This window comes from Cellulosilyticum sp., from assembly GCF_982396655.1.
The window spans coordinates 1-25,760 of the sequence record NZ_CEVXFV010000028.1 but is presented as its reverse complement, the minus strand read 5'-3'; the positions used below and the strand labels follow the sequence as shown (position 1 = coordinate 25,760).

24 protein-coding genes are annotated in these 25,760 nt (G+C 34.2%); 22 read left to right on the top strand and 2 right to left on the bottom strand.

Annotated features, from left to right (window positions below):
* Window positions 1-22: 22 nt before the first annotated feature.
* The 6 genes from AC1VAQ_RS12540 to AC1VAQ_RS12515 all read left to right on the top strand — a co-directional run bounded on the left by AC1VAQ_RS12540 (window position 23) and on the right by AC1VAQ_RS12515 (window position 3,152).
* Window positions 23-241 carry a hypothetical protein gene (locus AC1VAQ_RS12540; RefSeq protein WP_302597059.1) on the top strand — a complete coding sequence of 73 codons (219 nt, stop codon included), beginning with the start codon at window positions 23-25 and terminating at the stop codon, window positions 239-241.
* 183 nt (window positions 242-424) lie between these two features.
* Entirely contained in the window at window positions 425-1,618 is a 1,194-nt protein-coding gene (rlmD, locus tag AC1VAQ_RS12535) for a 23S rRNA (uracil(1939)-C(5))-methyltransferase RlmD (RefSeq protein WP_479903975.1), read from the top strand.
* A 211-nt stretch (window positions 1,619-1,829) separates the two neighbouring features.
* Window positions 1,830-2,012: a hypothetical protein gene (locus tag AC1VAQ_RS12530; protein WP_302598574.1), complete on the top strand. Its 183-nt coding sequence runs from the start codon at window positions 1,830-1,832 to the stop codon at window positions 2,010-2,012.
* Window positions 2,012-2,575, top strand: coding sequence for an N-acetyltransferase (locus AC1VAQ_RS12525; RefSeq protein WP_302598572.1), 564 nt, complete (start codon window positions 2,012-2,014; stop codon window positions 2,573-2,575). The genes AC1VAQ_RS12530 and AC1VAQ_RS12525 overlap by 1 nt, the downstream gene beginning before the upstream one ends.
* 238 nt (window positions 2,576-2,813) lie before the next feature.
* Window positions 2,814-2,939 carry a hypothetical protein gene (locus tag AC1VAQ_RS12520; protein WP_479903974.1) on the top strand — a complete coding sequence of 42 codons (126 nt, stop codon included), beginning with the start codon at window positions 2,814-2,816 and terminating at the stop codon, window positions 2,937-2,939.
* A 3-nt stretch (window positions 2,940-2,942) separates the two neighbouring features.
* On the top strand, window positions 2,943-3,152 hold the full coding sequence (locus AC1VAQ_RS12515; protein ID WP_479903973.1) for a hypothetical protein: 210 nt from the start codon (window positions 2,943-2,945) through the stop codon (window positions 3,150-3,152).
* A gap of 206 nt (window positions 3,153-3,358) precedes the next feature.
* Here the strand turns inward: AC1VAQ_RS12515 and istB are convergent, their stop codons facing one another.
* Window positions 3,359-5,392, bottom strand: coding sequence for an IS21-like element helper ATPase IstB (istB, locus tag AC1VAQ_RS12510; RefSeq protein ID WP_479903972.1), 2,034 nt, complete (start codon window positions 5,390-5,392; stop codon window positions 3,359-3,361).
* Between the two features lie 159 nt (window positions 5,393-5,551).
* Here istB and AC1VAQ_RS12505 point away from each other — a divergent pair, with 159 nt between their 5' ends.
* The 5 genes from AC1VAQ_RS12505 to AC1VAQ_RS12485 all read left to right on the top strand — a co-directional run bounded on the left by AC1VAQ_RS12505 (window position 5,552) and on the right by AC1VAQ_RS12485 (window position 9,340).
* The gene (locus AC1VAQ_RS12505; RefSeq protein WP_479903971.1) at window positions 5,552-6,424 is read left to right on the top strand and encodes an MATE family efflux transporter; all 873 of its coding nucleotides are present in this window, start codon (window positions 5,552-5,554) and stop codon (window positions 6,422-6,424) included.
* 139 nt (window positions 6,425-6,563) lie between these two features.
* On the top strand, window positions 6,564-6,716 hold the full coding sequence (locus AC1VAQ_RS12500) for a hypothetical protein (protein WP_302598566.1): 153 nt from the start codon (window positions 6,564-6,566) through the stop codon (window positions 6,714-6,716).
* Between the two features lie 157 nt (window positions 6,717-6,873).
* Window positions 6,874-8,808 (top strand): ATP-dependent DNA helicase, encoded by a 1,935-nt coding sequence (locus AC1VAQ_RS12495; RefSeq protein ID WP_479903970.1) that lies wholly within the window; start codon window positions 6,874-6,876, stop codon window positions 8,806-8,808.
* Window positions 8,809-8,845: 37 nt separating this feature from the next.
* Window positions 8,846-9,049, top strand: a complete 204-nt coding sequence (locus tag AC1VAQ_RS12490) for a DUF1653 domain-containing protein (RefSeq protein ID WP_302598562.1) — start codon at window positions 8,846-8,848, stop codon at window positions 9,047-9,049.
* A gap of 78 nt (window positions 9,050-9,127) precedes the next feature.
* Window positions 9,128-9,340 (top strand): zinc ribbon domain-containing protein, encoded by a 213-nt coding sequence (locus AC1VAQ_RS12485; protein ID WP_302598560.1) that lies wholly within the window; start codon window positions 9,128-9,130, stop codon window positions 9,338-9,340.
* 59 nt (window positions 9,341-9,399) lie between these two features.
* Here AC1VAQ_RS12485 and AC1VAQ_RS12480 read toward each other — a convergent pair whose 3' ends face one another.
* Window positions 9,400-11,187 carry an ABC-F family ATP-binding cassette domain-containing protein gene (locus tag AC1VAQ_RS12480; protein ID WP_479903969.1) on the bottom strand — a complete coding sequence of 596 codons (1,788 nt, stop codon included), beginning with the start codon at window positions 11,185-11,187 and terminating at the stop codon, window positions 9,400-9,402.
* 327 nt (window positions 11,188-11,514) lie between these two features.
* On the opposite strand from AC1VAQ_RS12480, the gene AC1VAQ_RS12475 reads away from it, so the two are divergent.
* From AC1VAQ_RS12475 to hydG, 11 genes are all read left to right on the top strand, one after another.
* The gene (locus AC1VAQ_RS12475) at window positions 11,515-12,357 is read left to right on the top strand and encodes a hypothetical protein (protein WP_302598556.1); all 843 of its coding nucleotides are present in this window, start codon (window positions 11,515-11,517) and stop codon (window positions 12,355-12,357) included.
* A gap of 92 nt (window positions 12,358-12,449) precedes the next feature.
* The gene (locus AC1VAQ_RS12470; RefSeq protein ID WP_302598554.1) at window positions 12,450-12,791 is read left to right on the top strand and encodes an arsenate reductase family protein; all 342 of its coding nucleotides are present in this window, start codon (window positions 12,450-12,452) and stop codon (window positions 12,789-12,791) included.
* A gap of 9 nt (window positions 12,792-12,800) precedes the next feature.
* Window positions 12,801-13,469 carry a YkgJ family cysteine cluster protein gene (locus AC1VAQ_RS12465; RefSeq protein ID WP_302598553.1) on the top strand — a complete coding sequence of 223 codons (669 nt, stop codon included), beginning with the start codon at window positions 12,801-12,803 and terminating at the stop codon, window positions 13,467-13,469.
* Between the two features lie 256 nt (window positions 13,470-13,725).
* Window positions 13,726-13,893, top strand: a complete 168-nt coding sequence (locus AC1VAQ_RS12460) for a hypothetical protein (protein WP_302598550.1) — start codon at window positions 13,726-13,728, stop codon at window positions 13,891-13,893.
* A 233-nt stretch (window positions 13,894-14,126) separates the two neighbouring features.
* Window positions 14,127-16,808, top strand: a complete 2,682-nt coding sequence (locus AC1VAQ_RS12455; RefSeq protein WP_302598549.1) for a translation factor GTPase family protein — start codon at window positions 14,127-14,129, stop codon at window positions 16,806-16,808.
* A gap of 33 nt (window positions 16,809-16,841) precedes the next feature.
* Window positions 16,842-17,024: an SDR family oxidoreductase gene (locus AC1VAQ_RS12450; RefSeq protein WP_330697579.1), complete on the top strand. Its 183-nt coding sequence runs from the start codon at window positions 16,842-16,844 to the stop codon at window positions 17,022-17,024.
* 143 nt (window positions 17,025-17,167) lie between these two features.
* A complete protein-coding gene (gene sdaAB, locus AC1VAQ_RS12445; protein WP_302598548.1) occupies window positions 17,168-17,830 on the top strand; it encodes an L-serine ammonia-lyase, iron-sulfur-dependent subunit beta in 663 nt (220 codons plus the stop codon).
* A gap of 21 nt (window positions 17,831-17,851) precedes the next feature.
* Window positions 17,852-18,715 (top strand): L-serine ammonia-lyase, iron-sulfur-dependent, subunit alpha, encoded by an 864-nt coding sequence (gene sdaAA / locus AC1VAQ_RS12440; protein ID WP_302598546.1) that lies wholly within the window; start codon window positions 17,852-17,854, stop codon window positions 18,713-18,715.
* A 92-nt stretch (window positions 18,716-18,807) separates the two neighbouring features.
* The gene (locus tag AC1VAQ_RS12435) at window positions 18,808-19,659 is read left to right on the top strand and encodes an aldo/keto reductase (RefSeq protein ID WP_302598544.1); all 852 of its coding nucleotides are present in this window, start codon (window positions 18,808-18,810) and stop codon (window positions 19,657-19,659) included.
* Window positions 19,660-19,765: 106 nt separating this feature from the next.
* Window positions 19,766-24,025 carry an acyl-CoA dehydratase activase-related protein gene (locus tag AC1VAQ_RS12430; protein WP_479903968.1) on the top strand — a complete coding sequence of 1,420 codons (4,260 nt, stop codon included), beginning with the start codon at window positions 19,766-19,768 and terminating at the stop codon, window positions 24,023-24,025.
* 191 nt (window positions 24,026-24,216) lie between these two features.
* Window positions 24,217-25,635 carry a [FeFe] hydrogenase H-cluster radical SAM maturase HydG gene (gene hydG, locus AC1VAQ_RS12425; protein WP_302598540.1) on the top strand — a complete coding sequence of 473 codons (1,419 nt, stop codon included), beginning with the start codon at window positions 24,217-24,219 and terminating at the stop codon, window positions 25,633-25,635.
* Window positions 25,636-25,760: the final 125 nt, after the last annotated feature.

The following is a 25,760-nucleotide window of genomic DNA, read 5'->3' as shown; positions in this document are numbered from 1 at the left end:
TACAATGAGGAAGGGATTAATTATGTTACGATTACTAGGCTTTCTAATATTTTGGCCCATTTTGTTAATCTGGTGGTTAGTAGGATTAGTTTTTAAATTAGCAGGTAAACTGATTACTGTAACACTTGGGCTAGTAGTATTACTTACAGGGATTATATTATGTATTACCATTATTGCAATTCCACTAGGCATTATATTGATTATTATGGGAGTTTGCATGATTATAAAAGGAATTTTTTAAAAGAAAGAGCGATAAAACTTGAGAATTTACTTAGTTTTATCGCTCTTTTGTTATGAGTGCAATACTTATTATATAGAGAGGGTATGCATATTGTGGTATTTATTTGTGTGATATTTTGTAAAATATAATATATAATTAAATAAAATATTGAAATAAACAATATATAACTAAAGGTGAAAAATAATGAATCAACTTGCTACAAAAGAAAACCAAATAACGCGAAAGCAAACCACAGTCTTAAAATGTCCAGTGGAAAATAGATGTGGAGGATGTCAAATGCTAAGTATGCCCTATAAGGAGCAATTAAGATATAAGAGAGAACAGGTGGCTAAACTTCTAAAAAAATATGGCCATATTGCACCTATTATAGGAATGGTAAGCCCTACATATTATCGTAATAAAGTTCATGCTGTATTCGAACGTTCTAAAAATGGTCAAATTATTTCAGGAACCTATAAAGAAGGAAGCCATCAAGTGATTCCAGTAACAAATTGTTATTTAGAAAATCAAAAGGCAGATGCTATTATTGCAACTATTCGCAGTCTTTTGCCTTCATTTAAGCTGAAAGTTTATAATGAAGATACTAAAACGGGACTTGTACGCCATGTGCTGATTCGAACAGGTCATAAAAGTGGTGAAATCATGGTAGTACTTGTTGTAAGTTCATTTGTATTTCCTTCTAAACAAAACTTTATTAAGGCGCTACGTACGTTACATCCAGAAATTACTACCATTATATTAAATTTAAATGATAAAAAAACGAGTATGGTGTTAGGCGATAGGGAAAAAGTAATTTATGGAAAAGGCTATATAGAAGATACACTATGCGATTGTACCTTCCGTATTTCGCCTAAATCTTTTTATCAAGTAAATCCACTACAAACAGAAGTACTTTATCAAAAGGCAATTAGTTTGGCAACTCTTACTGGGAAAGAACGCATTATAGATGCTTATTGTGGCATAGGAACAATCGGTATCATTGCTAGTCGAAAAGCCAAGGAAGTTATAGGCGTTGAATTAAATAGTGATGCTATTAAAGATGCTAAATTAAATGCCAAATGCAACAGACAGACAAATATAAAATTTTACAATGCAGATGCCGGAAAGTTTATGGTGCAACTGGCTAAAGACAATAAAGAGCCTATTGATGTAGTCTTTATGGATCCACCTCGTGCAGGAAGTGACAAGGCATTTATGGATTCAGTCATGAAAGTTGCACCTAAAAATGTGATATACATCTCATGCAATCCTGAAACGTTAGCAAGAGACTTAAAGTATCTAAGCAGTTGTTATAAAGTAGAAGCAATATGCCCGGTAGATATGTTTCCACATACAACCCATGTGGAAAATGTCGTAAAATTAAATAAATTAAAATAGTTAATATGGGCTACTTAGAATTTCTAGGAAGCCCATATTTTAATATTATCCCATAAATGATTGACACACAATATAATTGGCCATATTATATAAGGAGATAAGGATTTATTACAAACTAAAGCAAATAATTGAAAGTAAATAATAGAATAAATATATTTTTATGCGAAAGAAATATATTTTAATAGCATAGGATAATAAAGGAGGTATTTATATGAATTATGTATACCCAACAAATACAACTTATACTACAACAGAAAAAATGTTAAAGAAGACACCATTAAGTGCAGAGGCTAAAGAAAGAAGAGATTATATTAGAAGTCATAAGTTTTCAGTACAAGTAAATTCACAAACACAAAAATGCCGATTAATTGTTACAGAAAAGGATAAAAAATAATGAAACAAGATGGACTATTGAATATACATCCATTATCCCCAGAGCTATTGCCATTAGCAGAAAGATTTAGTTCGGGGAATACATATCTTGATGGATTTTTACAAGATGGAGATTATTCTTTAAATGCTAATATAGGTAAGACGTATGTATTTCTATCTGAAGAAAATAGTGAGATTATTGGATATTATAATTTGAGGATGAGTTCGGTAGATCGAATAGAAGAAGTAGGGGAGAGTAGTCGATATATTCGCATGGGTGGAGCAGTGAATATTAATTATTTTGCATTAGATGAAAAATATCATAAACAAGTATTTGATATATTACCTTCCGGTGACAAAATTTATCTAAGTGATATTTTAATTATAGAATGCCTAGAAAGAATCGAGATGATTGCACAGGAGTATATTGGGGCTACTTTTGTAACACTTAATTCAACAAAAGAAGGATATAACTTATATAAAAGAAATGGGTTTGAGGAATTAGAAATGGATATGAGATTTACCATGGAAGATAGTGACCATAATTGTACTCAACTTTATAAATGGATTAATGAAGAATTTTAGATAAACAAAACTGCTGGATTAATATAGTTGTATTGGCTACCATTAGCATGTAACCCATTGCAAAACGATTATGGAATGCGTTAGATAATGAACGTGAAATCTGATTTAAAACAAGAAATTATAGATAAGTTAGAAAAAGCAGTCTATAATATAACACCTATTAAAATTTATTAGTTAATAGTATATAAAAACATTTAACAGTCCCTTCCTAGAGAAGGGATTTGTTGTATCTAAAATAGTGAAAGGGATTATAATAGTCATGAACTATGAAGAGCTACTGAATAAATATAATGTACTGGTAAAGGCCTATGCAGAACTTGAATATGAAAAACAAAGTATTAAACCAGATTTCTTCAAAACTTAAGCCATGAGAATGCCTACTTATAATAAGTCAAGGGTTATCTATGGATTTGATGAAACAGAGGATGCATTAGTATTGCCGAGAGTTTGTGAAGAAAATTTATTGGGTATATTGACACATCAAAATATAAAAGTTACGGTACAAGAAGAAAGAACGTTTGACCATTTGTTACCGGCAAGTACTTTCGGAGAAATTTTGGCAAATAATTTTACATAATATTCCGTATATAATAACTATTTGTTTTTTATACTTATCCACATTTATTCCACGTTTTCCTTGACCACGAGCCTCCGTTGATATACTCTTAGGCAGCAGGGGCAACTACCTTAAAATGTAAGTTTAGCTACGAAGATAGGTGCTGCCTAGATGTGTAAGTTTAGCATATCAACCCTCATAGTCAAGGAACTTTCGCGGCATAAACGTTAGTCTTCTTCAGTCTTGAATAATGATTGGCGATGTTCTAAACGATAACTTTTACCTTGCATCGTGATAACTTGACATCGATATGCAATTCTATCAAGTACAGCAGTTGTAAGTGCTGGATCTCCTAATAATTCTGTCCAATCTTCAAACCCTTTATTAGATGTAATAATTAAAGAAGCTTGCTCATGAAGTGATGAAATAAGTCCAAAGAAAAGATTAGCTTCTTCTCGCGTGATAGGCAAATAGCCTAATTCATCAATAATAACAATACTTGATGCAAGAATGCGATTGAGTTTTCCTTTACTTTTTCGGGATATTTCAGCCGTTTTAAGTGTATGCATTAGCATATCCATCGAAACAAAGCTTACAGTATAACCTTCTTGAACAGCCTTATAACCTAATGCAATAGCAAGGTGGCTTTTACCTACACCTGGTGGTCCTAACAGAATCAGGTTATACATACGGTCTACCCATGCTAACTCACAAAGTTCATTGAGCTGACGTTTGTTAATAGATTTTTGAAAAGATAAGTCAAACTCTTCTACAGTTTTAAGTGTAGGAAAAGCTGCATTTTTAAGACGTTTTTCTTGAGATTTCTTATCTCGCAGTAGCTTTTGAATAAGATAATCCAAAGCTTCTTTGAAGAAACTCGCACTTATTAAATTTCTTTCTATACAATAATGAAGTGCAGCTAATCGGTCCTCCGTTGTATGTTGCTTACAAGACTGTTTCAATGAGAAAAGTTGATCTCTATAATAACGCGGTTTAGCAGACTCTATATGAGCTAAAAACTGTACAGCTTCTGATGCATGATTAAAGTATTCAATTACTTCATTTTCAAGAGCTAAAAGATTACTACCTTTAATACGTTCAGGATGATGGATTTGAATCAAGTTGCCTTTACCAGTGGCAATTTTATGTGTTGCTAATACTTCTCCAGTATCAACATCTAATAAATCTAACGTATCACCATTTAGAGAAAGAAGAACTTCTTTCCCAGGAGAGTAAGTACCTTTAGGTAATTGATAACGATTTTGTTTATAAGAAATAGTATTGTTTTTTCGAACAGAATACGTTAAACTAGATTTAGATTGTTGATTAAACAATGAAGAAGGTATCTGAAGTAAGTGTCGTTTTTCAAGGGTGAACACTTCTTTAGGTACTTTTTTTGTTATATCATGAACCTTCCCATTTCCAGTCCTATCAAGCCAAAGTAGATTTTCATCATTAAATGAATCAATATCCTTAAAAATTCTATGCCTTGCAAAGTTGTTCTTTGCAAACTTTACAACAGCTTCAACTTTCCCTTTACTTTCTGGGTCATAAGCCCTACAAAGTCTCATCTTAAATTTCATGTGATTAATGTAATTCTGAAAGGTTTCTGTACAAATGATATCATCTGCATTTTCTGAAACAATAATAATCCTATCTTGATCATAAACGATTTCCTTAGGCATGCCACCAAAGTATTCAAAAGCCTTTTGATGAAGCATAATTAAGTCATCACTTGTAAAAGGATGCTCTTGCCACCACACAAACTTATATCTTGAATAGGACAATACTAATGCAAAGCAATACACTTTGATACGTGTACCATTCACTCTTTTTACCCAGATTTGTCCAAAGTCAGCTTGAGCTTGTTCGCCTGGAAGTGTTTCTGGAACTTCTTCATATTGCCTAAGTGGTGGATGTTTAGGTAAGGCATAAGTCTTTCTAAGTTCTTGAATGTATAAACGTAATGTTCTTTCTTTAAAATCAAGGTTGTGATGCCTTTCAAGCAACCAATCAAACACCTGAGCTGATGATAAGTCAGGGAATTCTCTAAGCCATTCAAGTATCTGATTATGATAAGGATTAATCTTTTTAGTACGTGATTTAGACTGTTCTTGAAGTGTTTGAAATGTACTTGGACTTATATTCCAGTACTTACAAACTGTTTTAAAGTTAATCTTCAATTTCTTTGAGACTTGAGATTTATTAAGCCCCATTGATTTATAAGTTTGGATTTCAATAAACATAGGCCATCCTTTCACTACATTTCCTCCTTTTGATAGATATGCAACTATTCTATCAAAAGAGAAGTATAATTGTAATTAAATGTATAATATTCTCCAATATTGTTTACCAAAATCTCTCCGTTTTATTTTACCATTAACAGCATTTGGACAAAAGTGCTTCAAGCCACTGGAAATATGAAAATTCCTATGATTGCTCAGATTGTTGGTGCAGTAGTTAATATTATTCTTGACCCAATTTTGATTTTTGGATATATGGGTAGCCCTGAAATGGGTTTGAAAGGTGCTGCCATTGCAACTGTTATTGGCCAAATTGCTACAGCTATCATAGTGGGGATATATGGCTATAAAAAATCTCCAACACTGTGTAAGTACCGCACATATATTAAGAAGATTTATTATGATGGGATTCCAAACATTATTATGCAGTCAGCTTATACATTGTATATATTAGGACTTAATTTAATTTTAGCAGGTTTTTCAGATCAGGCAGTTACTGCACTTGGTTTATATTATAAATGGCAGACCTTTTTCTTTATACCGCTAGGTGGGCTGCAGACTTGTATTGTCCCAATTCTTAGCTACAATTATGCGGCTTATGCTATAGAGCGATGCAAGAAGGTTTTATGGACTGCAATAAGTTTTGGCCTGATGTTTATGATGATAGGTGTTATTTGCTTTGAGGGCATACCAACTCAAATGCTCCAAGTATTTTCACAGGATGCGGATGTCATTTCAATAGGAACAGGGGGATTTCGTTTTATAGGAATGAGCTTTTTACCGATGGTAACCTCTTTAATTTTCCCGGTGTATTTTCAAGCACTTGGATATGGTTTAAAGAGTATAGTACTAACTATCATAAGAACGGTATGTCTATTTGTACCAGTGGGCTATGTTTTGTCTTTATTAGGACTTGAGTATTTTTGGATGACATTTCCTATTACAGAAATAGTGACTTCTATGGTAGGTTTTATATTTTATAGACAATTTGTAAAAGCACACAGTTCGTACTATAGAGCAGAAGAGAAAAATATTGTGGTAGGTGAATAAATAAAGTAATCTATTAAATACGAGAGCTGCCTTGAAACTAGTAAAGTAGTTTTAGGGCAGCTCTATTAACGGGTAAAGCTAATAAAAAGATATATTAGTGTTACAATAAATATTAAAAATATATTAAGGAGTTTTAGAAATGAATTTATATTATATTGAGTATCTTGATTATGAAGGTAATGAATGTGGCATGACAGTTTTAGCAAGCAGCAGCAGTGAGGCTGAAAGTAAAGCACTGTCAACGAGCTATAATGTTCATACTGTTATAGCTGTAAGAGAATATGAGGAGTAAAAGTCGATAATTATTAAAGATGTATTAACTATAAATAGATCGTAAGGCTTACTGGAAAAAGGAGATGCTTGAAGAAAGTTTTTTCTCTTGTTATAATGGCAGTTAGTGCTATTTAGCGTATAATAGAAATTTATATCACCAAATAGGAGAGCAATATATGAATACAAAAGTAAAAATGCCATTTGCATATTCAAATGGAAGAGAATTTCAGGATAAATTAATAGAATGGATTGGTGATGTTTTATATGATATATTGCCTGAACAAGGGTATGAAGTAAGAGACGAACAAATCTTTACAGCATTTCAAATAGCAGATGCTTTTTGCGAAAAAAAGATACATTTAGCAGAGGCTGGTCTAGGAACAGGAAAAACATTTGCTTATTTATTATCAGCTATTCCTTATGCAAGACATACAGGAAAACCAGTGGTTATTTCATGTGCTTCACCAGCCTTACAAGAACAGCTTGCGGCTGAAGATGGGGACATTCATAAGTTATCTAAGTTACTTGGATTAGAAGTAGATGCTAGGATGGCAAAAGACCCAAGACAGTATTTATGTCAGGTACGTGCTGATGCCTGTATAGAAGCATTTGAACCTATTCCGGATGAAGTACAGCAGTGGATTGGAGAAACGAAACGTGGTGAACGTGCAGAAATTCCTACTGTAACAGATAAAGTATGGAAAAAGATTGCTTGGAATGAGGGGATGTCTTGTGAGGTATGTTTAAGTCGTGGCTATTGTAAATTAGTGCGTGCAAGAGCGCATTATAGAGCCACTCAAGATTTGATTATTGTTGATCATGAAACATTCTTTCATGATTTATGGACAAGAGAAGAAAAGCTAGCAAATGGTCAGATGCCAATTTTACCAGATTACTCAGCAGTTATCTTTGATGAAGGGCATAAAATTATGCAGCCAGCAGCCCTGCAAGCTGGTCATCAAATTGTTAAAGAAGATTTACAAGCCATCATTACTTCTTTAGAAGAAATACAAGGGGCTAGAAATTCATTGCATACAACAACAGCAGCCCTTGAAGATGCTATGGAATATTTCTTTGAGTTACTAGAGAAATTAAATAGTCAAGCAGAGGCTGAAATGCGCCGCACCATTCAAATTAGTGAACCGTTATTAAGTGCGGCACGTACTTTACGTTCGGTCCTTGATCAGTTAATTATAGAGCTTCAAATTGAACAAGAGCTTTATATAGAAGCTATTCCTGTAAGTTCAATACAAGCTTACGAGGGACAGATTGAAACAGCTATGCGTGGTTTAGCACAGCTCTGTAAGAATCAAGGACAAGATATTATTGCCTGGGTGCAGCCAAATAGTGAAAGCTTCGTTGTAGTGCCAAGAAACTTGACTGAAATGTTAAATAAGGCATTATATACAAAGAAATTGCCAGTTATCTTTAGTTCGGCGACATTAAGTCATGAAGGAAACTTTGATTACTTCATTCGTATGATGGGCTTAAAGTCACCTTCTAAGTCAACAATTGGCAGCCCATTTAATATGGCAGAGCAAGTGACCATTACCTTAGAAGCAGGATATGATGAAAGTATGGCGCAGCGCATTGAAGCACTTGTAACGCAGCTTAAGAAAAATGGGGGACATGCACTTGTATTAACCCGTTCACTCAGTGAAGTTAGTAAGATTAGAAGCTACTTAAGTAAACAGGTATTACCATTTGAAGTATTCTATGAGGATGAAGGCGATAGAGGCTATCTTGTAAGAAAATTCAAAGAAGAGAAGAACTCTGTATTAGTAGGATCAGATTTTTGGGAAGGAATAGATGTACCAGGTGAAGCTTTAACATTAGTTGTTATCTGGCAGCTTCCTTTCCCGAGCTTAGATCCTTTAATTGAAGCACAACGCATAGCGGCCAGAGAACAGGGATTAGACCCTAGCGTAACTGTAGATTATCCAGAAATGGGATTACAACTTAAACAAGGTTGTGGCAGACTCATTCGAACAGAAGAAGATTATGGACAAATTATCTTTATGGATAAAGTATTGGGAACACCTTGGGAAAGCATTGTAAGAGGTGCATTGCCTAAAGGTAAGATAATTGATGCAGAAGAACAGTTGGCATAAAGATATTTTATACAAGGCATGCAGAGAGGGTAGTGAAATGGTTCAATTAGGCAGATATAGACATTTTAAAGGAAATGAATATGAAGTTGTTGCAGTTGCTAAAGATAGTGAGACATTAGAAGAAGTCGTCATTTATAAAGCCCTTTATGGAGATGAGCAGATTTGGGTAAGACCTTTAAAAATGTGGTATGAAGAGATTACGAGAGACAATAAGACCTTTAAAAGATTTGAAAAGATCTAAGGTCATATGAAAACTTGAAATACGCTGCCAATTGGATTATATTAAAGTTGTATAATTAAAAGTGGGGAGTGAGCTAATATGGAGCAGAAGCAGTATGTTTGTCCAAAATGTGGTAATCAACACTATGAATCAGATCAATTTCAAGCAACAGGTGGAAACTTTGCAAAGATATTTGATATTCAAAACAAAAAATTTGTAACAGTAAGTTGTAAAAGATGCGGTTATACAGAATTATATAAAGCACAATCTAGTGATGGCTGGGATATTTTAGATTTTCTTATTGGTAATTAATTGGAAAATAGCCCCTTAGGGATTTAATCAAATCTCTAAGGGGCTATTTGTTATTAATATTAAAATAATTTAATAAGTGCTTCTAAATCTTCGCATAAGCCTTTGGCAAGTGTAAAGTTATTGTCTTTTAAGGCAAAGGCAATCTTTGTTTCTAATGCTTTTTTCTTTTGTTCTAGTTCTAAATAATCTTTATCAAAATGTTTTGCGTAGATCATTTGTCTAAACTTACGCATACGGATTTTACGAATTGTTTTATTATCGATGATTAAGGCATAATCCATACAGTTTACGATAGAATAGAAATCATGAGAAATCATAACAACAGCACCTTTATAATCTGAAATTGCTTTTTCTAGAGCAAGTTGTGCATAAGTATCTAAATGGCTTGTTGGTTCATCAAGAAGTAATAAATCAGTTTTCGTTGTAGCAATTTTAGCGATTTGAAGGATATTTTTCTCACCACCAGATAAAGCACTGATTTTTTGATTAAGGTTGTCTCGGTTAAAGCCATAGCTTGAAAGATATCTTCTAACTTCTAACATAGTTTCAAAACCTGCAGCAAGGAACTCCTCAAGGACTGTATGGTCCTCATTAAGCATTTCACCTTGGCGTTGAGAAAGATATGCAACGTTCATATCTTCTTGAATCCAAATGGCATTATGATTATTTTTGAAGATTTCACGTAGTAAAGTTGTTTTACCTGTTCCATTCTCACCAATAAGGGCCACTTTATCTGTTTTTTTAATTTCAAAGTTAATATCTTCAAGAAGTGTTTCATCAAAGGCAACGCCATAACCAGTTACTTTTAAGATAGGTGTTTCTTCAACTACAGCTTCTTCTAAGTCAGGGGTTACTTCACATTGTACTTCAAATCGGATATTAGGTTGCTTAATATAAACAAATGGTGCTTTGATTCTACGTGCTTCTAAACGTTCTTGAATTTTAACTCTAGCTTTAAGCGCTTTACCTCTAGCGGCTTCAGCATTATTTGTAGCAGCCTCACGGAGTTTTTCAATTAAGCGAGCATTTCTTTCGATTTCGTCTGTGTCAGCTTGTGCCAGTTCTTGAAGTTCCACTTTTTTTGCAAGAAGTGAGAAGTTATAGTCAATATAGCTGCCATCAAATTCTTGAAGTTCTTTATTTTCGAGGTGAAGAATTTTATTAAAGCAGTGATTTAATAAATAGCGATTATGTGTAATGACAAGTATTGTACCTTTGTGCGTATTAATAAGGTTTTTTAATGAATTTAAGTTTTCAAAGTCTAAGAATACATCTGGCTCATCCATAATTAATAAATCAGGCTTTGTAAGCATTTCTTTAATAACTTGAACAAGTTTAAATTCACCACCACTTAATTCAGAAATCATAAGATCTTTATGTTTCATAAGGTCAGCTAAATTTAATTTCTTATTGATATTACTTTCAAAATCATCACCACCAAGGGCTTCATAGGCATCGAAAGTTTCTTGATATCTTTCAAGCAATTCATCAAGTTCAGTAGCTGTTTCCATTTCGGTACAAATGGTAGCAAGCTCAGTTTGTAACTTAATGCAGTCACTCGCAATATATTCAAATACAGTTGTTTCTTTTGTTTTATTAGCATCAGGAAATTGACTAACATAACCTATTTTGCAATTAGGCATAACTTCTAAGGAACCTTCAAACATATATTTTTCCGGATCCATTATAAGATCAATTAGTGTACTTTTACCACTACCACTTACACCAATAAAAGCACAATGCTGTCCTTCTTCTAATGTAAATGAAATTTGATGATAGAGTTCTTTTTGTGGAAAGCCATAAGATAAGTTTTCAATTTTTATCATAGTAATACCTTTCTGTATCATAGAAAAAGAGCTTATAAAAATAAGCTCTTTCATACATTATTTCTATATTCTTTTAATTTGTTGTTAGTAGTATAACATTTTTTACGTGTACTTTCAATTATTTCATATCTGGAATTTCATTGAAAAGATTAACATATATAAATGAAAAGATGTAGTAGTGTAGCGAGAGTAGTGGTATAATACATATTACTCAAATAAGTAATTAATCAGCTAAAAAATCTTATATACTAAAAACCTATTTTACATCTAGGGAAGGCGAACTATTATACAAGGCCTCGAATAATGAGGTCAATAAAAGATTAATAAAATTATTTAAGGAGAAACCGTATGAGTGATCAAAGTCAAACCTATTTTCCAAAAGAAAAATCATTAAAAGAACATATACAACATTTAGAGAAAATGGGCTTAAAAGATGAGGAAATTAAAGCTGCTTATGAAGATGCCGTAATCCAAAGACAGGAAATCGTTATAAAGGGTATGGCAAAAGCGATGGAAGAAGATGGTTATAACATACTAGTTGAAGATATTGCAAGATTTTTAGATATTGATGAGAAACATGTACGATTTAATATAATACCCTATGTAGATTATATTGTAGCACCTCAAGGAGCTGTAGAATATTTTACTTTAGAGCATAGGACAGACATGCATTTTTTGGACATGCAAGTACAGAAATGGAAACGTATTTTTATTAATCGAGAAAGTTTTTATAAGTATTTACAAGAATATCTGTATTTATGCTGTCCCTATACACGCCTAAAATGGAATGAACAACGCAATAAATATGAGTCCTTAGGCGAGAGTTATATTGAGATGCCTTATACAAAGATTCTAGAGGCTAATTTAATTAGAAGCTGTAATGTAGCTTATATTATTAAAGAAAGAAAACGTGAAGAATTATTTAAAAGGACAGAAAAAGAGATTATAAAAGCTAGGGCGCTTAAACTTATAAGTCAAGAACGCCTTGAAGAAGAAATGGGTCATTTAAGAAAAACAATTAAACAAGTACAATTTGTTGTCAGTACACAGGAAATTAAGCAATTTTTAAAGAAGAATCAGTATGGTTATTATCAATTAAAATTATATAAGAAAGATGCCGCAGAGCAAAGAGTAAAATCAGCTGTTTTATATTGGTTTTTAGAGGAAATGCCTAAGAATTGGTCTTACTAAAATAGCCATTATTTTCAATATAGCAATAATAAGTTATAATAAGAGATAAAGTATAGAAAGGAAATAGGTAAAAAAACCTAGCAAGTAAAGTCATGAATATACAAATTTTTGGAACAAAAAAATGTTTTGATACAAAAAAAGCAGAACGTTATTTTAAAGAACGTGGTGTAAAATATCAGTTTATTGATTTGAAAGAAAAAGGAATGAGTCAAGGTGAAATTAACAGTGTGAAACAAGCTGTAGGTGGTATAGAAGTAATGATTAATCCAAACTGCAAAGATAAGGAAGCTTTATCACGCATTCAGTTTGCATCTAATGCAAATAAGGAAAAACGCGTGTTAGAATTTCCGCAACTTTTAAAAACGCCTATTGTACGTAATGGTAAACAAGCAACCATATGCTACACACCTGAGATTTGGAAAACGTGGGAGTAAGGAGAAACTATGCACACAACAAGAACATTAGAGAACATTTCAGATGGGAAAATTTATGATGTAGAAGATATGGTAGCAGCAGATGCTGGTGGATGTAATGGATGTAGCGCCTGCTGTCATAATGTTGGTGATTTAGTGGCATTAACACCTTTTGATGCTTATGAGCTTGTTAATCATTTGAACATATCATTTGATAGTTTATTAGGTGATAAGCTTGAACTTCATGAAGAAAATAAAATTTTACTGCCACACTTAAAAATGCAAGGAGCCACTAAACGTTGTAGTTTTTTAAATGCGGCAGGAAGATGTGAAATTCATAGTGCACGTCCTAATATCTGTCGTTTATTTCCACTTGGAAGAGTTTATGAGAAGGATGATTTTAAGTATTTCTTACAAGTAGGCAATTGTATGAAACCGAAGTTAGAAATGGTTCAGGTCAGACAATGGATTGGTATTAATAATTATGAAGCTAATAAAGCTATGATTTTATCATGGCATCAGTTTATCAAAGCACTCGCATTCCGTCTTAAGTTCATAAGAGATGCTAAAGAATTAGAAGAGATTAATACCTATATACTAGATAACTTTTATCGAATAACTATCGAGGAGAATCAAGACTTTTATACTGCGTTTACAAAGCAATTAGTACAAGCAAAAAGTCATTTAGGAATTATCTAGAAAATATAATTTATTGCGCTGTATACATTTCTACAAATTTTTCACTGCACAAGGTATAAACTGTCAGTATCATTAGAGAATTAATAGAGGAGGAATGCATGGAAAAACAAAAGATATATTTTGGATAGTTGATAAAGAGAACTATAGCTTAACTTGTTTTTACTTCATAAGGCACATAATCTTTTGTTATTGCATACGATGATATATTGTAGAAATCAAAATAAGGCGTATAAAAAATAGATGGGAAGCGATGAAAATGAAATTAAAATTTCAGTATGTTATAAGTGGTAAACTTAACAACTTTAAAGGTGAAGTCGTTGGGGAAGGTGAGAATTATGATGAAGCAATGCAAAATGCTTATAATACCCTGTGTACTGAAGAACATAATCAATTTTTAACAATTACGTTTAAAAAAGTTGACTAATAATTTCAAAATAACCACGAAAGAAGGGGATAGATTTTTAGAAATCTATCCCCTTCTTTCGTGGTTATTAAAATATATGCTGTCATTTCTAGTTTATGACGCGTTACTCAAAATCATATAGACTAAATATACTAAGAAAATTGTCATATTGTTAACTTACTGGTATGATAAGAATAGAACAAATGAAAATAATAAGAGATAGATTAACAAAGGTGAAGGATTTGAAATAGTATATGAAAAAATTAGTCATTGGAATATTAGCCCATGTAGATGCGGGTAAAACGACGTTATCAGAAAGTATGTTGTACTTAAGTGGCAAAATTAGAAAGTTAGGGCGTGTTGATAATAAAGATGCTTATTTGGACACTTATGAATTAGAGAAATCCAGAGGGATTACAATCTTTTCTAAACAAGCCATGTTTGAAATAAATGAAACACAAATTACATTATTAGATACACCAGGTCACGTGGACTTTTCGGCAGAGATGGAACGAACACTTCAGGTATTAGACTATGCTATTTTAGTTGTAAGCGGTGCTGATGGTGTACAAGGTCATACGCAGACGTTATGGCGGTTACTCAAGACATATCAGATTCCTGTCTTTATATTTATCAATAAAATGGACCAAAGTGGAACAGATAAGGAAAAATTAATGTTAGAACTTCAGAAACGTTTACACGAGGGATGTACTGAATTTGCTCTGGAAAATGAGGAGACTTTATATGACCATTTGGCGATGTGTGATGAAACACTTATGGAACTTTATTTAGAAAATGGTAATATTGAACGACCTTATATTATAAAAGCTATTAAAGAAAGAAAAGTTTTCCCTTGTTTCTTTGGTTCAGCTTTAAAATTAGAAGGCGTTGAATCCTTTATGCAAGGCATTGTAAAGTATACAAAAGAGCCTGTTTATGGTGAAGCATTTGGTGCTAAGGTTTTTAAAATAGCACGTGATGAACAAGGTAATCGCTTAACTTATATGAAAGTAACAGGAGGTAACCTTAAAGTAAAAACAGCATTAACGAATGCCCCTCAAGGAGAGCTGTTTAAAGGAAGTTTAGAAAATGTTTGGGAAGAGAAAGTTAATCAAATTCGCTTATATTCAGGACAAAAATTTGAAGCAGTTAATGAAGTAGATGCCGGAACGATATGTGCAGTAACAGGTCTTAGTGAGACATGGCCTGGAGAAGGCCTAGGGATAGAACAAACTTCTAGTAGTCCTATTTTAGAACCTGTTTTATCTTATCAAATTATATTACCAGAAGGCTGCGATCCAAGAACAATATTACCTAAATTACGTCAATTAGAAGAAGAAGAACCTGAATTGCATATTGTCTGGGATGAACACTTACAAGAAATTCAAGCTCAGATTATGGGAGAAGTACAAATAGAGATTTTGCAAAGTTTAATACGTGAACGATTTGGTGTAGAAGTATCTTTTGACTCTGGGACAATTCTTTATAAAGAAACAATAGCAAATACAGTGGAAGGGGTAGGTCATTTTGAGCCGCTGCGTCATTATGCAGAAGTGCATGTCATGCTAGAGCCAGGTAAACCGGGCAGCGGAGTACAGTTTGCAGTGAATTGTAGTGAAGATATTTTAGAGAAAAACTGGCAACGTTTAATACTCACACATCTAGAGGAAAAACAACATCGAGGCGTATTAACTGGTGCTTATATCACTGATATAAAAATCACATTAGTTTCAGGGCGTGCACATAAAAAGCATACAGAAGGTGGTGATTTTAGAGAAGCCACTTATCGTGCTGTGCGTCAAGGACTTAAAGAAGCTAACTCAATTCTATTAGAACCTTTTTATGCGTTTCAATTAGAAATTCCAGAAAAAATGGTGGGCCGTGCCATGACTGATGTTGAAAAAATGCATGGTACTTGCGAGATTACACAGACAGATGGTGAAATATCAATCCTAACAGGAAGTGCACCTGTGGTGACGATGCGTAATTATCAAAAAGAAGTCATTGCCTATACGAAAGGTCATGGACGACTATTCTGTAGTTTAAAAGGCTATGAACCATGTCATAATGCAGAAGAAGTCATTGCAAATATCGCTTATGATTCAGAGAGAGATATTGAAAATCCGACAGGTTCTGTCTTTTGTGCACATGGTTCAGGGTTCTTGGTAAATTGGAATGAAGTAAAAGATTATATGCATCTCGAAAGCTGCTTGCAGCCTAATAAAGAAAATCCATCAGGTGAAGTCATACGTACACAAGAAATATTTGAAGAAGAAAAGTGGATTGGTTTAGAAGAGATTGACCAAATTCTTAATAAGACTTTTTATGCTAATCAAGGTGAAAAATCAGCATGGAAAAAAAGAAAAACAGCACGTGAAAGTTACTATGAACCAGTACAACGAAGTAGTAGCATTAAAGAAGTAAGAGAAGAATACTTACTCGTAGATGGATACAATATCATTTTTGCCTGGGATAATTTAAAAGAATTGGCAGCTGAAAATATGGATGGTGCTAGAATCAAGCTACTAGATGCACTTTGTAACTATCAAGGAATTAGAAAGTGCCAAATTATAGCTGTATTTGATGCATATCGTGTACAAGGGCATCGTACTGAAATTATGGATTACCACAATATTCATGTGGTGTATACTAAAGAAGCTGAAACAGCTGACCATTATATTGAGAAATTTGCACATGAAAATCGTGAAAAGTATAATGTCACTGTTGCAACATCTGATGGCTTAGAACAAGTTATTATTCGTGGTAAAGGTTGTAGATTGCTATCAGCTAGAGAGCTAAGGGAAGAAATGGAATATGCCAATAAAAAGATATTAGAAGATTATAAAGAAAAACAAGTGATAGAACGTAATTATTTATTAGAGTCACTCTCAGAGGATTTAAGAAATCAGATAGAAGAACTTCGTAAACAAGAGTAGGAAGAATAGAAAGAAGATATATTTGAATCAGAGATGACAGAAAACACCCTTTTTAAATCCGAAGCATTTTTAAAAGCTTATTCAGAGGCTAATCCTACGGGGCGTCCTGCACATAAAGGAGAATTAAATGGGACGATTTTATACTTCTCAAGTGATGCATCTAGTTATGTTCAAGGACAATATATTATTGTAGATGGTGGAATCGCTATTGTTTAAATGGTAATCAAATTTAGGTTAATGTGCAGAAATATGTTGACAATACTTGGGGGAATGGGTGTATAGTAATATTATGCAAAGGTGCATGCTACATTGAGTGGCATGTGCCTTTTTTGTTTTTATAAGTAGGAGATGATATAGCGATGAATTTATTAGATATTATTGGACCAGTGATGGTAGGCCCATCTAGTTCACATACAGCAGGGGCTGTACGTATAGGATATATTGCAAAACGTCTTATGGGTGAACCTATTCAAAATGCCATACTCTATTTACATGGATCTTTTGCAGCAACAGGGGTAGGACATGGTACAGACCGTGCACTTTTAGCGGGACTTTTAGGTATGCAGCCAGATGATACGCGTATACCGAATAGTTTTGAAGTAGCCAAGGAAGAAGGACTTAATTTTAGATTTGAAACAATTAAATTACGTGATGTACACCCTAATAGTGTACTTTTAAAACTTACAGGTGTGAGTGGCAGAAAATTAGAGATAATAGCATCGTCTATCGGTGGCGGGCGTATTAAAGTGTGTCAAATAGATGGATTAGATGCTAATTTTAGTGGAGACCGCCCAACTCTAGTTGTGCATAATATGGATCAACCAGGCCATGTTAGTGAGGTTACATCCATGTTAGCGCATAAAATGGTAAACATTGCAACTATGCAGCTTTACCGTGCATCAAGAGGTGGTGAAGCTGTTATGATTATTGAATGTGATCAAGAGATTCCAATAGAAGGGATTAATTGGCTACATCACTTAGAGGGCATTAATAAAGTTACCTATCTGAGTTTAGAAGATTAGAGATATGGAGGAAAAAATGAGATGGGATTTGAAGCGATTGAAGAGATGCTAATGGCAAGTCAGAATGATGCGCAAATTTTATGGAAAATAATATTAGAAGAAGATATGAAAGAAAGACATATAGAAAAGAAGGAAAGTATGCGGCAAATGGCACAGATGTATAGTGCCATGAAAAGTAGTATTAAGGCCTATGACCCTAAAGAAAAATCAAATAGTCATTTAGTAGGTGGAGATGCGTTTAAATTAGAAGAAGCCATGTATCAGGGAAAACTTATAAGCGGAGGATTTATGAATAAGGTCATGCTACGTGCTATTTGCGTCAGTGAATGTAATGCCTGTATGAAACGAATAGTAGCAGCGCCCACAGCTGGTTCTTGCGGGGTATTACCTGCTGTTTTAACAACATTTCAAGAAGAGAGGAACGTATCGGATGAAGAAATGGTAAAAGCACTTTATATTGCAGCAGGTATTGGAGAAATTATTGCTAAAAGAGCTTCTATTTCAGGAGCAGAAGGAGGGTGTCAGGCTGAAATTGGGTCTGCTAGCAGTATGTCAGCAGCAGCACTTACCTACCTAAATGGTGGAAGTGCCAGTGCAATAAGTCATGCTGCTGCTATAGCACTTAAAAATTTATTAGGCCTCGTATGTGACCCTGTTGCCGGACTAGTAGAAGTACCTTGTGTAAAAAGAAATGTAATAGGCGCCATAAATGCTATTGCAGCAGCCGATATGGCCGTAGCAGGTATTACAAGCATTATCCCACCAGATGAAGTCATAGATGCTATGGCAAGTATTGGGGAGCAACTACCTAAGAGTTTAAAAGAAACGGCAGAAGGTGGTTTAGCGATGACACCTACTGGATTAAAAATTGCAGAGAGATTATAAAAAGACTATTTCCTTATTCTGTAACTTGTTTTATAATAGGAAAAAGAATTAAGATATTAAAGAATATTCAGTCAATAGAAATGAGGGATATAATGATTAGTTTAAACGATACATTTACTTTATATAATGGTTATCAAATTCCTTGTATTGGTTTTGGCACATGGCAGATTCCAGATGGTGGTATGGCTATAGAGGCTGTAAGTACTGCAATTAAAGCAGGATATAGACATATTGACACAGCCGCAATTTATGAGAATGAAAGAGGGGTGGGAGAAGGAATTATTGCATCGGGTATCCCAAGAAGAGAAATTTTTGTTACAAGTAAATTATGGAATACCTCCCGCTCCTATACACAAGCTAAAGAAGCTTTCTTTAAGACATTAACAGACTTACAATTAGATTATTTAGATTTATATTTAATTCATTGGCCAGCGGTAGAAAACCAACATAGTGAGTGGAAGGCGCATAATTTAGAGACGTGGCGTGCTTTAGAAGACTTATATAAGGAAGGATATGTGAAGGCTATAGGCGTAAGTAACTTTCTAATACATCATTTAGAACCTCTTCTTGCAAGATGTGAAATTAAACCGATGGTCAATCAAATAGAACTTCACCCAGGGCAGATGCAAGAAGAACTCGTTGACTTTTGTAAGGCCAATGATATCTTAGTAGAAGGGTGGAGTCCATTGGGGTCTGGGCATATGTTAGCAAATGAAACATTAAATGAGATTGCTAGAAGCTATCATAAGTCAGTAGCCCAGCTTTGTATCCGCTGGGCATTGCAAAATAATATATTGCCACTTCCTAAAGCAATGATGCAAGAGCATATTGCTGAGAATGTAAATATATTTGATTTTGAAATCATCCCATCAGATATGTGCCGTATCAATGAAGTGACATATTGTGGAGGATCTGGATTAAATCCAGATGAAGTGGATTTTTAATTGTTTATTTATAAAGAAGTCCTAGCTACATTTAAGTGGTTGGGATTTTTTTGCATCTTAAAAGCTATATGACTTCTTCATGATTCTTTGGTAAACTTAATAAGTTATGAATAAAAGTAGAGCTAGAAATAGGCGACTGGAGGAGACAAGATTAGTCATGCAACGTATTGGTATTGATATTGGATCAACAACCATTAAGCTAGTGGTTTTAAATGAAAATAATGAGATGATTTATAAGACATATAATCGTCACTTATCAGATATAAGAAAAACTTTAAAAAAGCAACTTGAACAAGCTAAAATATATTTACAAGACGAATCACTTCAGATTCAAATGACAGGTTCTGGAGGAATGGGGCTTGCAGAGAAAATGGGTATTCCATTTATTCAAGAAGTTATTGCAAGCACGAAAGCTATGAAAGTCACACATCCAGAAACAGATGTGGTAATTGAACTGGGCGGTGAAGATGCTAAGATTATTTATTTTGAAGGTGGGATAGAACAGCGCATGAATGGAACATGTGCAGGTGGTACAGGAGCATTTATTGACCAAATGGCAGCTTTATTACATACAGATGCAAGTGGTCTGAATGAAATGGCCAAAGCGTATAAACATATTTATCCCATTGCAGCAAGATGCGGCGTATTTGCTAAAACGGATGTACAACCTTTACTCAATGAGGGGGCACTTAAAGAAGATATTGCTGCCTCTATATTTCATGCTGTAGTAGTACAGACAATTAGTGTATTAGCATGTGGCCGGCCTATAAGAGGAAAGGTAGCCTTTTTAGGTGGTCCACTTACTTTCTTGTCTGAGTTACGTGCAGCATTTATTAGACAACTTGATTTAAAAGAAGATGAAGTGATTTTTCCAGAAGATTCAGCGCTTTATGTTGCCATGGGAACTGCATTAAGTGTAGATGAAAAAGCTAAAGTATTTACATACGAAGAACTAATGCGTCAGTTAGAATTAGCGAATCATCAGCAGATATCGGAAGGTGCTACAACTTTACCACCTTTATTTGAAAACGATAGGGTTTATGCGGAGTTTATCAATAGACATCACCAAAATAAAGCGACCAGCTTATCTATTGAGGAAGTTAAAGGGCCTTGTTATCTAGGAATTGATGCAGGTTCAACAACTACGAAAGCTGTACTTACAAGTGAAAAAGGAGAAATTGTTTACCGTTATTATGGGAGCAATCAAGGTAATCCTGTAGATGCGGCAACAATTATTTTAAGGGATTTAAACAAACAACTTCCACCAGCTGCTTATATTGCGCATTGTGGTGTAACTGGATATGGTGAAGCTCTATTAAAAGAAGCTTTTAGTATGGATATTGGTGAAATTGAAACTGTAGCACACTTTGAAGCAGCTAAATATTTTTCACCAGAAGTAGATTTCATTTTAGATATTGGTGGGCAGGATATGAAATGTTTACGTATCCAAGACGGTATGATTCAAAGTATTACATTAAATGAAGCCTGCTCAGCAGGATGTGGTTCCTTCCTTCAAACATTTTCAAATTCATTAGGTCTTCAGATTGAAGAGTTTGCACAAAAAGCATTGTTTGCTAAAAACCCAGCGGATTTAGGTTCTAAATGTACAGTCTTTATGAATTCCCGCGTGAAACAGGCACAAAAGGAAGGTTATAGTGTAGAAGATATCTCTGCAGGCCTTGCGTATTCTGTTGTAAAAAATACGCTTTATAAGGTTATCAAACTAAAAAATCCAGAAGCACTTGGAAAACATATTGTTGTGCAAGGTGGGACTTTTTATAATGAGGCAGTATTAAGAGCTTTTGAGAATTTAGCAAGTAGGGAAGTAGTACGCCCAGATATTGCTGGTCTTATGGGGGCGTTCGGTATGGCGCTTCTAGCACAGAAGGCTTATAAACAAACAGCAAAGAGCACAACACTTCAGATGCCTCAAGGAGATGAAACACAAAAGATGACTACAACGCATGCACGTTGTGGTAAATGTAATAACCATTGTCAACTTACTATAAGTCGTTTTAAAGGCGGCAAACGCTTTATTTCAGGAAATCGTTGTGAAAAAGGTCTTGGTAATGGAAAAGTAGAAAATAAATTACCGAATCTTGTAGCTTATAAATATGAGAAGCTTAGAAGTTATATGCCTCAGAGAAGCCATAAGACACAGCGTGGGCATATTGGTATACCAATGGTTTTAAATATGTATGAGAACTATCCGTTTTGGGCAACCCTTTTTGCACAACTTGGCTTTGATATCGTATTATCAGATCCTTCATCAAAGGCATTATATGAAACTGGATTAGAATCTATCGCTTCAGAAACAGCATGTTATCCTGCTAAAATGGTTCATGGGCATATTGAAAGTTTACTGACCAAGGGGGTACAACATATTTTTTACCCATGTATTATTCATGAGGAAGATGCAGACTTTAATAATATAAATCATTTTAACTGTCCTGTTGTGACTTCTTATCCAGAAGTAGTTCATAATAACATAGAAGGTATCCAAAATGTAATGTATATGCATCCATTTGTAACGCTACGTAATGATAAAAAGCTAAGTAGGACACTTTTAGAAACGTTAAAACCGTTTAATATCTCAAAGGCAGAAATGAATACTGCAATTGCAGCTGCTCATGTAGCACAAGAGCAGTTTAAGGCTAAGATACGTCTGAAGGCTGAAAATATTTTAGAAGAAATGGGCTCAAAGGGCATTACAACCATCATATTAAGTGGACGCCCTTATCACATTGATCCAGAAATTAATCATGGGATTGACCAGCTTATAAATACATTAGGAATGGCTGTTGTTACTGAAGATAGTGTAGCGCATCTTAGTAAGATATCCCAAGAAGAACTTCAAGTCGTTAATCAATGGACATACCACTCACGCTTATATCATGCAGCAAAAGTTGCGACACAGTATCAACATCTCGAACTTGTACAACTTACTTCATTTGGATGTGGTATTGATGCAATTACGACAGACGAAGTCCAACGCTTACTTTATGAAGCAGGTAAGACTTATACCAATATTAAAATTGATGAAGGAAGTAGTTTAGGCGCTGCACGTATTAGACTTCGTTCGTTGAAAGCAGCTCTTAAGGAACGTGAAAAGCATACATTTAAGTCAGAAACACAAAGAGAAGAAATAGTATTAGCACAAGTTACACATAAAAAAACTATTTTAGTACCACAATTTGCACCAACACATTTTGAACTTTTAAAAGGATTATTTGAAACGGATGGTTATGAAGTCGTCATCTTAAAAAATGAAGAGGGCATTTTAGATGATGGCATGCAGTATCTTCATAATGATATGTGTTATCCTGCTATGGTTGTAATAGGTCAGATTATGAATGCTTTAAAATCAGGACAATATGACTTAAAACAAACGGCTATACTTATGGCACAAACTGAAGGGCAATGTCGTTTTACAAACTATGTAAAGGTATTAGAAAAGGCGTTAGCGGAAGCAGGAATGTCAGAGGTATCTGTTTTAACACTTAGTCTTGCAGGTGTGAAAAAAGATAGTGCCTTTGATGGCTTTTCAAAGAAATTACTACCTAAGGCTATTGCTGCTATTATATATGGTGATTTACTTACAAAGGTTTTATATCGTGTACGTCCTTATGAAAAGGTCAAGGATAGTGCACAGGCACTTTATGAGAAGTGGCTTGAAAAATGTAAGGAAAGCTTTAAATTACCATTACGTCAAACCTTTAAGCAAACGTTAAAAGGCATTATAGCAGACTTTGACGCATTACCTTGTCATGAACAACTTGTTAAACCTAGAGTAGGGATTGTAGGAGAATTACTTGTTAAATTAAATCCAATTGCCAATAATCATATTATAGGGATGTTGGAAAAAGAGGGCGTAGAAGTTGTTTCTAGCGACTTACTAACATTATTTTTAGCATCAGCATATAACCAAACCTATAATTACAAACATTTAGATGGTTCTCTTAAGGGGCATATTGCTGGAAAAGCAATGCTTAAGATGATCGAACATTATCAAAAAATTTATCTAGAGGTTTTAGAAACGAGTAAACGTTTTGAGGCACCGAGCCGTATTGCAAGTTTAGCACATGACGCAGGAGAAATTATAGGACTTGGTAATCAATCGGGAGAGGGCTGGAAACTTCCAGGTGAGATACGTGAAATGGCACATCAAGGTGTGTCACATATTGTATGCATGCAACCATTTGGCTGCTTACCAGCTCATGTCAATGCGAGAGGAATTATAAAAGCGGTTAAGGCAAGACATGAAAAATTACAGATTGTCCCCATAGAATATGATCCAGGTTCAAGTGAAGTTAATCAGCTTAACCGTATTAAGCTGATGCTAGCCAGTGCTTTTGGGCAGATTTAAATACAGCACTAAAAATAATCAAATATTTAAAAATGAAATATAGTTGATAAAAATATTAAATTGTGTGATAATTAATAGAACTTAATTGTGAGATAGACTTATTAGTGTATTCTTACAATATAGTGATATATTTTATAAATAAAATAGTGCTAATGAGGAAGAAAAATCTAACTCAAAAGGAAGGGAAATTTATGTATAATCCAAAGTCATTGAAAGCCGAAGAGTTTATTAATCATGCAGAAATTTTAGACACGCTAGCTTATGCCGATGCAAATAAGGATAATTTAGACTTAGTAAGTCAAATTATTGAAAAAGCAAAGCTAAGAAAAGGATTAACGCACCGTGAGGCATCTGTTCTTTTAGCTTGTGAAGATGTAGGTAAGATTCAAGAAATATATGATTTGGCAGAACAAATTAAAAAAGATTTTTATGGGAATCGTATTGTACTTTTTGCACCTCTTTATCTTTCAAATTACTGTGTAAATGGGTGTGTATACTGTCCATATCACTTGAAAAACAAACATATTGCGCGTAAAAAATTAACACAAGAAGAAATTGTTCAAGAAGTAACAGCACTTCAGGATATGGGACATAAGCGCCTTGCCATAGAAGCAGGGGAAGATCCTAATATGAATCCTATTGAATATATATTAGAATGTATTAAGACTATATATAGCATAAAGCATAAAAATGGTGCTATCCGTCGTGTGAATGTTAATATTGCGGCTACGACTGTTGAGAATTATAAAAAGCTTAAAGAAGCAGGGATTGGAACGTATATTCTATTCCAAGAAACTTATCATAAAGAAAGTTATGAAAAACTTCATCCAACAGGTCCCAAACATAATTATGATTACCATACAGAAGCCATGGATCGTGCTATGGCGGGTGGAATTGATGATGTAGGATTGGGTGTACTTTTTGGCTTAGAGTTATATCGTTATGAATTTGCAGGGCTGTTAATGCATGCAGAGCATCTAGAAGCAGTGCATGGCATAGGACCTCACACAATTAGCGTGCCACGTGTAAAACATGCAGATGATATTGATCCAAATGCTTTTGATAATGGCATTAGTGATGATACTTTTGCAAAGATTTGTGCGCTTATTCGTATCTCAGTACCTTATACGGGTATGATTATTTCTACACGTGAAAGTCAAGCAGTCCGTGAGAAGGTAATTCGCTTAGGTGTTTCGCAAATAAGCGGTGCATCTAAGACAAGTGTTGGTGGTTATTACAAACCAGAAGCAGAAGAAGATAATTCAGAGCAATTTGATGTCAGTGATAAACGTACTTTAGATGAAGTCGTACAGTGGCTCATACAAATGGGATATATTCCAAGCTTTTGTACAGCTTGTTATCGTGAAGGGCGTACAGGAGATCGCTTTATGAGCCTTTGTAAGAGCGGGCAAATCCAGAACTGCTGCCACCCAAATGCTTTAATGACACTCAAAGAATATCTTGAAGATTATGCTAGTGAAGAGACTTGCAAGATTGGTAATGATTTAATTGAAAGAGAGTTAAAACATATTCCGAACCCTAAGGTACGTGAAATTGCTACACTACATGTACATGATATTATGGAAGGAAAACGTGATTTTAGATTTTAAATTGTTCCTATTGTTATAGATAAATTTTATAAAACACATAATTTATTTATAAGCGTTAAGTAACCTATAGAAAGACTAGGTTACTTAACGCTTAATTTATTATAAAAAAATATCAAGTATTAAGG

Excerpts from the sequence above, each read along its gene's own strand:
- AC1VAQ_RS12430 (WP_479903968.1), top strand. The coding sequence starts at position 19,766 with ATGAATAAAAGTAGAGCTAGAAATAGGCGACTGGAGGAGACAAGATTA.
- AC1VAQ_RS12505 (WP_479903971.1), top strand. The coding sequence starts at position 5,552 with ATGAAAATTCCTATGATTGCTCAGATTGTTGGTGCAGTAGTTAATATT.
- AC1VAQ_RS12515 (WP_479903973.1), top strand. The coding sequence starts at position 2,943 with ATGAGAATGCCTACTTATAATAAGTCAAGGGTTATCTATGGATTTGAT.
- AC1VAQ_RS12480 (WP_479903969.1), bottom strand. The coding sequence starts at position 11,187 with ATGATACAGAAAGGTATTACTATGATAAAAATTGAAAACTTATCTTAT.
- AC1VAQ_RS12435 (WP_302598544.1), top strand. The coding sequence starts at position 18,808 with ATGATTAGTTTAAACGATACATTTACTTTATATAATGGTTATCAAATT.
- sdaAA (WP_302598546.1), top strand. The coding sequence starts at position 17,852 with ATGGGATTTGAAGCGATTGAAGAGATGCTAATGGCAAGTCAGAATGAT.
- AC1VAQ_RS12525 (WP_302598572.1), top strand. The coding sequence starts at position 2,012 with ATGAAACAAGATGGACTATTGAATATACATCCATTATCCCCAGAGCTA.
- AC1VAQ_RS12460 (WP_302598550.1), top strand. The coding sequence starts at position 13,726 with ATGAAATTAAAATTTCAGTATGTTATAAGTGGTAAACTTAACAACTTT.
- AC1VAQ_RS12495 (WP_479903970.1), top strand. The coding sequence starts at position 6,874 with ATGAATACAAAAGTAAAAATGCCATTTGCATATTCAAATGGAAGAGAA.
- AC1VAQ_RS12540 (WP_302597059.1), top strand. The coding sequence starts at position 23 with ATGTTACGATTACTAGGCTTTCTAATATTTTGGCCCATTTTGTTAATC.
- AC1VAQ_RS12465 (WP_302598553.1), top strand. The coding sequence starts at position 12,801 with ATGCACACAACAAGAACATTAGAGAACATTTCAGATGGGAAAATTTAT.
- hydG (WP_302598540.1), top strand. The coding sequence starts at position 24,217 with ATGTATAATCCAAAGTCATTGAAAGCCGAAGAGTTTATTAATCATGCA.
- rlmD (WP_479903975.1), top strand. The coding sequence starts at position 425 with ATGAATCAACTTGCTACAAAAGAAAACCAAATAACGCGAAAGCAAACC.
- AC1VAQ_RS12455 (WP_302598549.1), top strand. The coding sequence starts at position 14,127 with ATGAAAAAATTAGTCATTGGAATATTAGCCCATGTAGATGCGGGTAAA.
- AC1VAQ_RS12450 (WP_330697579.1), top strand. The coding sequence starts at position 16,842 with ATGACAGAAAACACCCTTTTTAAATCCGAAGCATTTTTAAAAGCTTAT.
- AC1VAQ_RS12485 (WP_302598560.1), top strand. The coding sequence starts at position 9,128 with ATGGAGCAGAAGCAGTATGTTTGTCCAAAATGTGGTAATCAACACTAT.
- AC1VAQ_RS12470 (WP_302598554.1), top strand. The coding sequence starts at position 12,450 with ATGAATATACAAATTTTTGGAACAAAAAAATGTTTTGATACAAAAAAA.
- AC1VAQ_RS12530 (WP_302598574.1), top strand. The coding sequence starts at position 1,830 with ATGAATTATGTATACCCAACAAATACAACTTATACTACAACAGAAAAA.
- AC1VAQ_RS12500 (WP_302598566.1), top strand. The coding sequence starts at position 6,564 with ATGAATTTATATTATATTGAGTATCTTGATTATGAAGGTAATGAATGT.
- AC1VAQ_RS12475 (WP_302598556.1), top strand. The coding sequence starts at position 11,515 with ATGAGTGATCAAAGTCAAACCTATTTTCCAAAAGAAAAATCATTAAAA.
- AC1VAQ_RS12490 (WP_302598562.1), top strand. The coding sequence starts at position 8,846 with ATGGTTCAATTAGGCAGATATAGACATTTTAAAGGAAATGAATATGAA.
- sdaAB (WP_302598548.1), top strand. The coding sequence starts at position 17,168 with ATGAATTTATTAGATATTATTGGACCAGTGATGGTAGGCCCATCTAGT.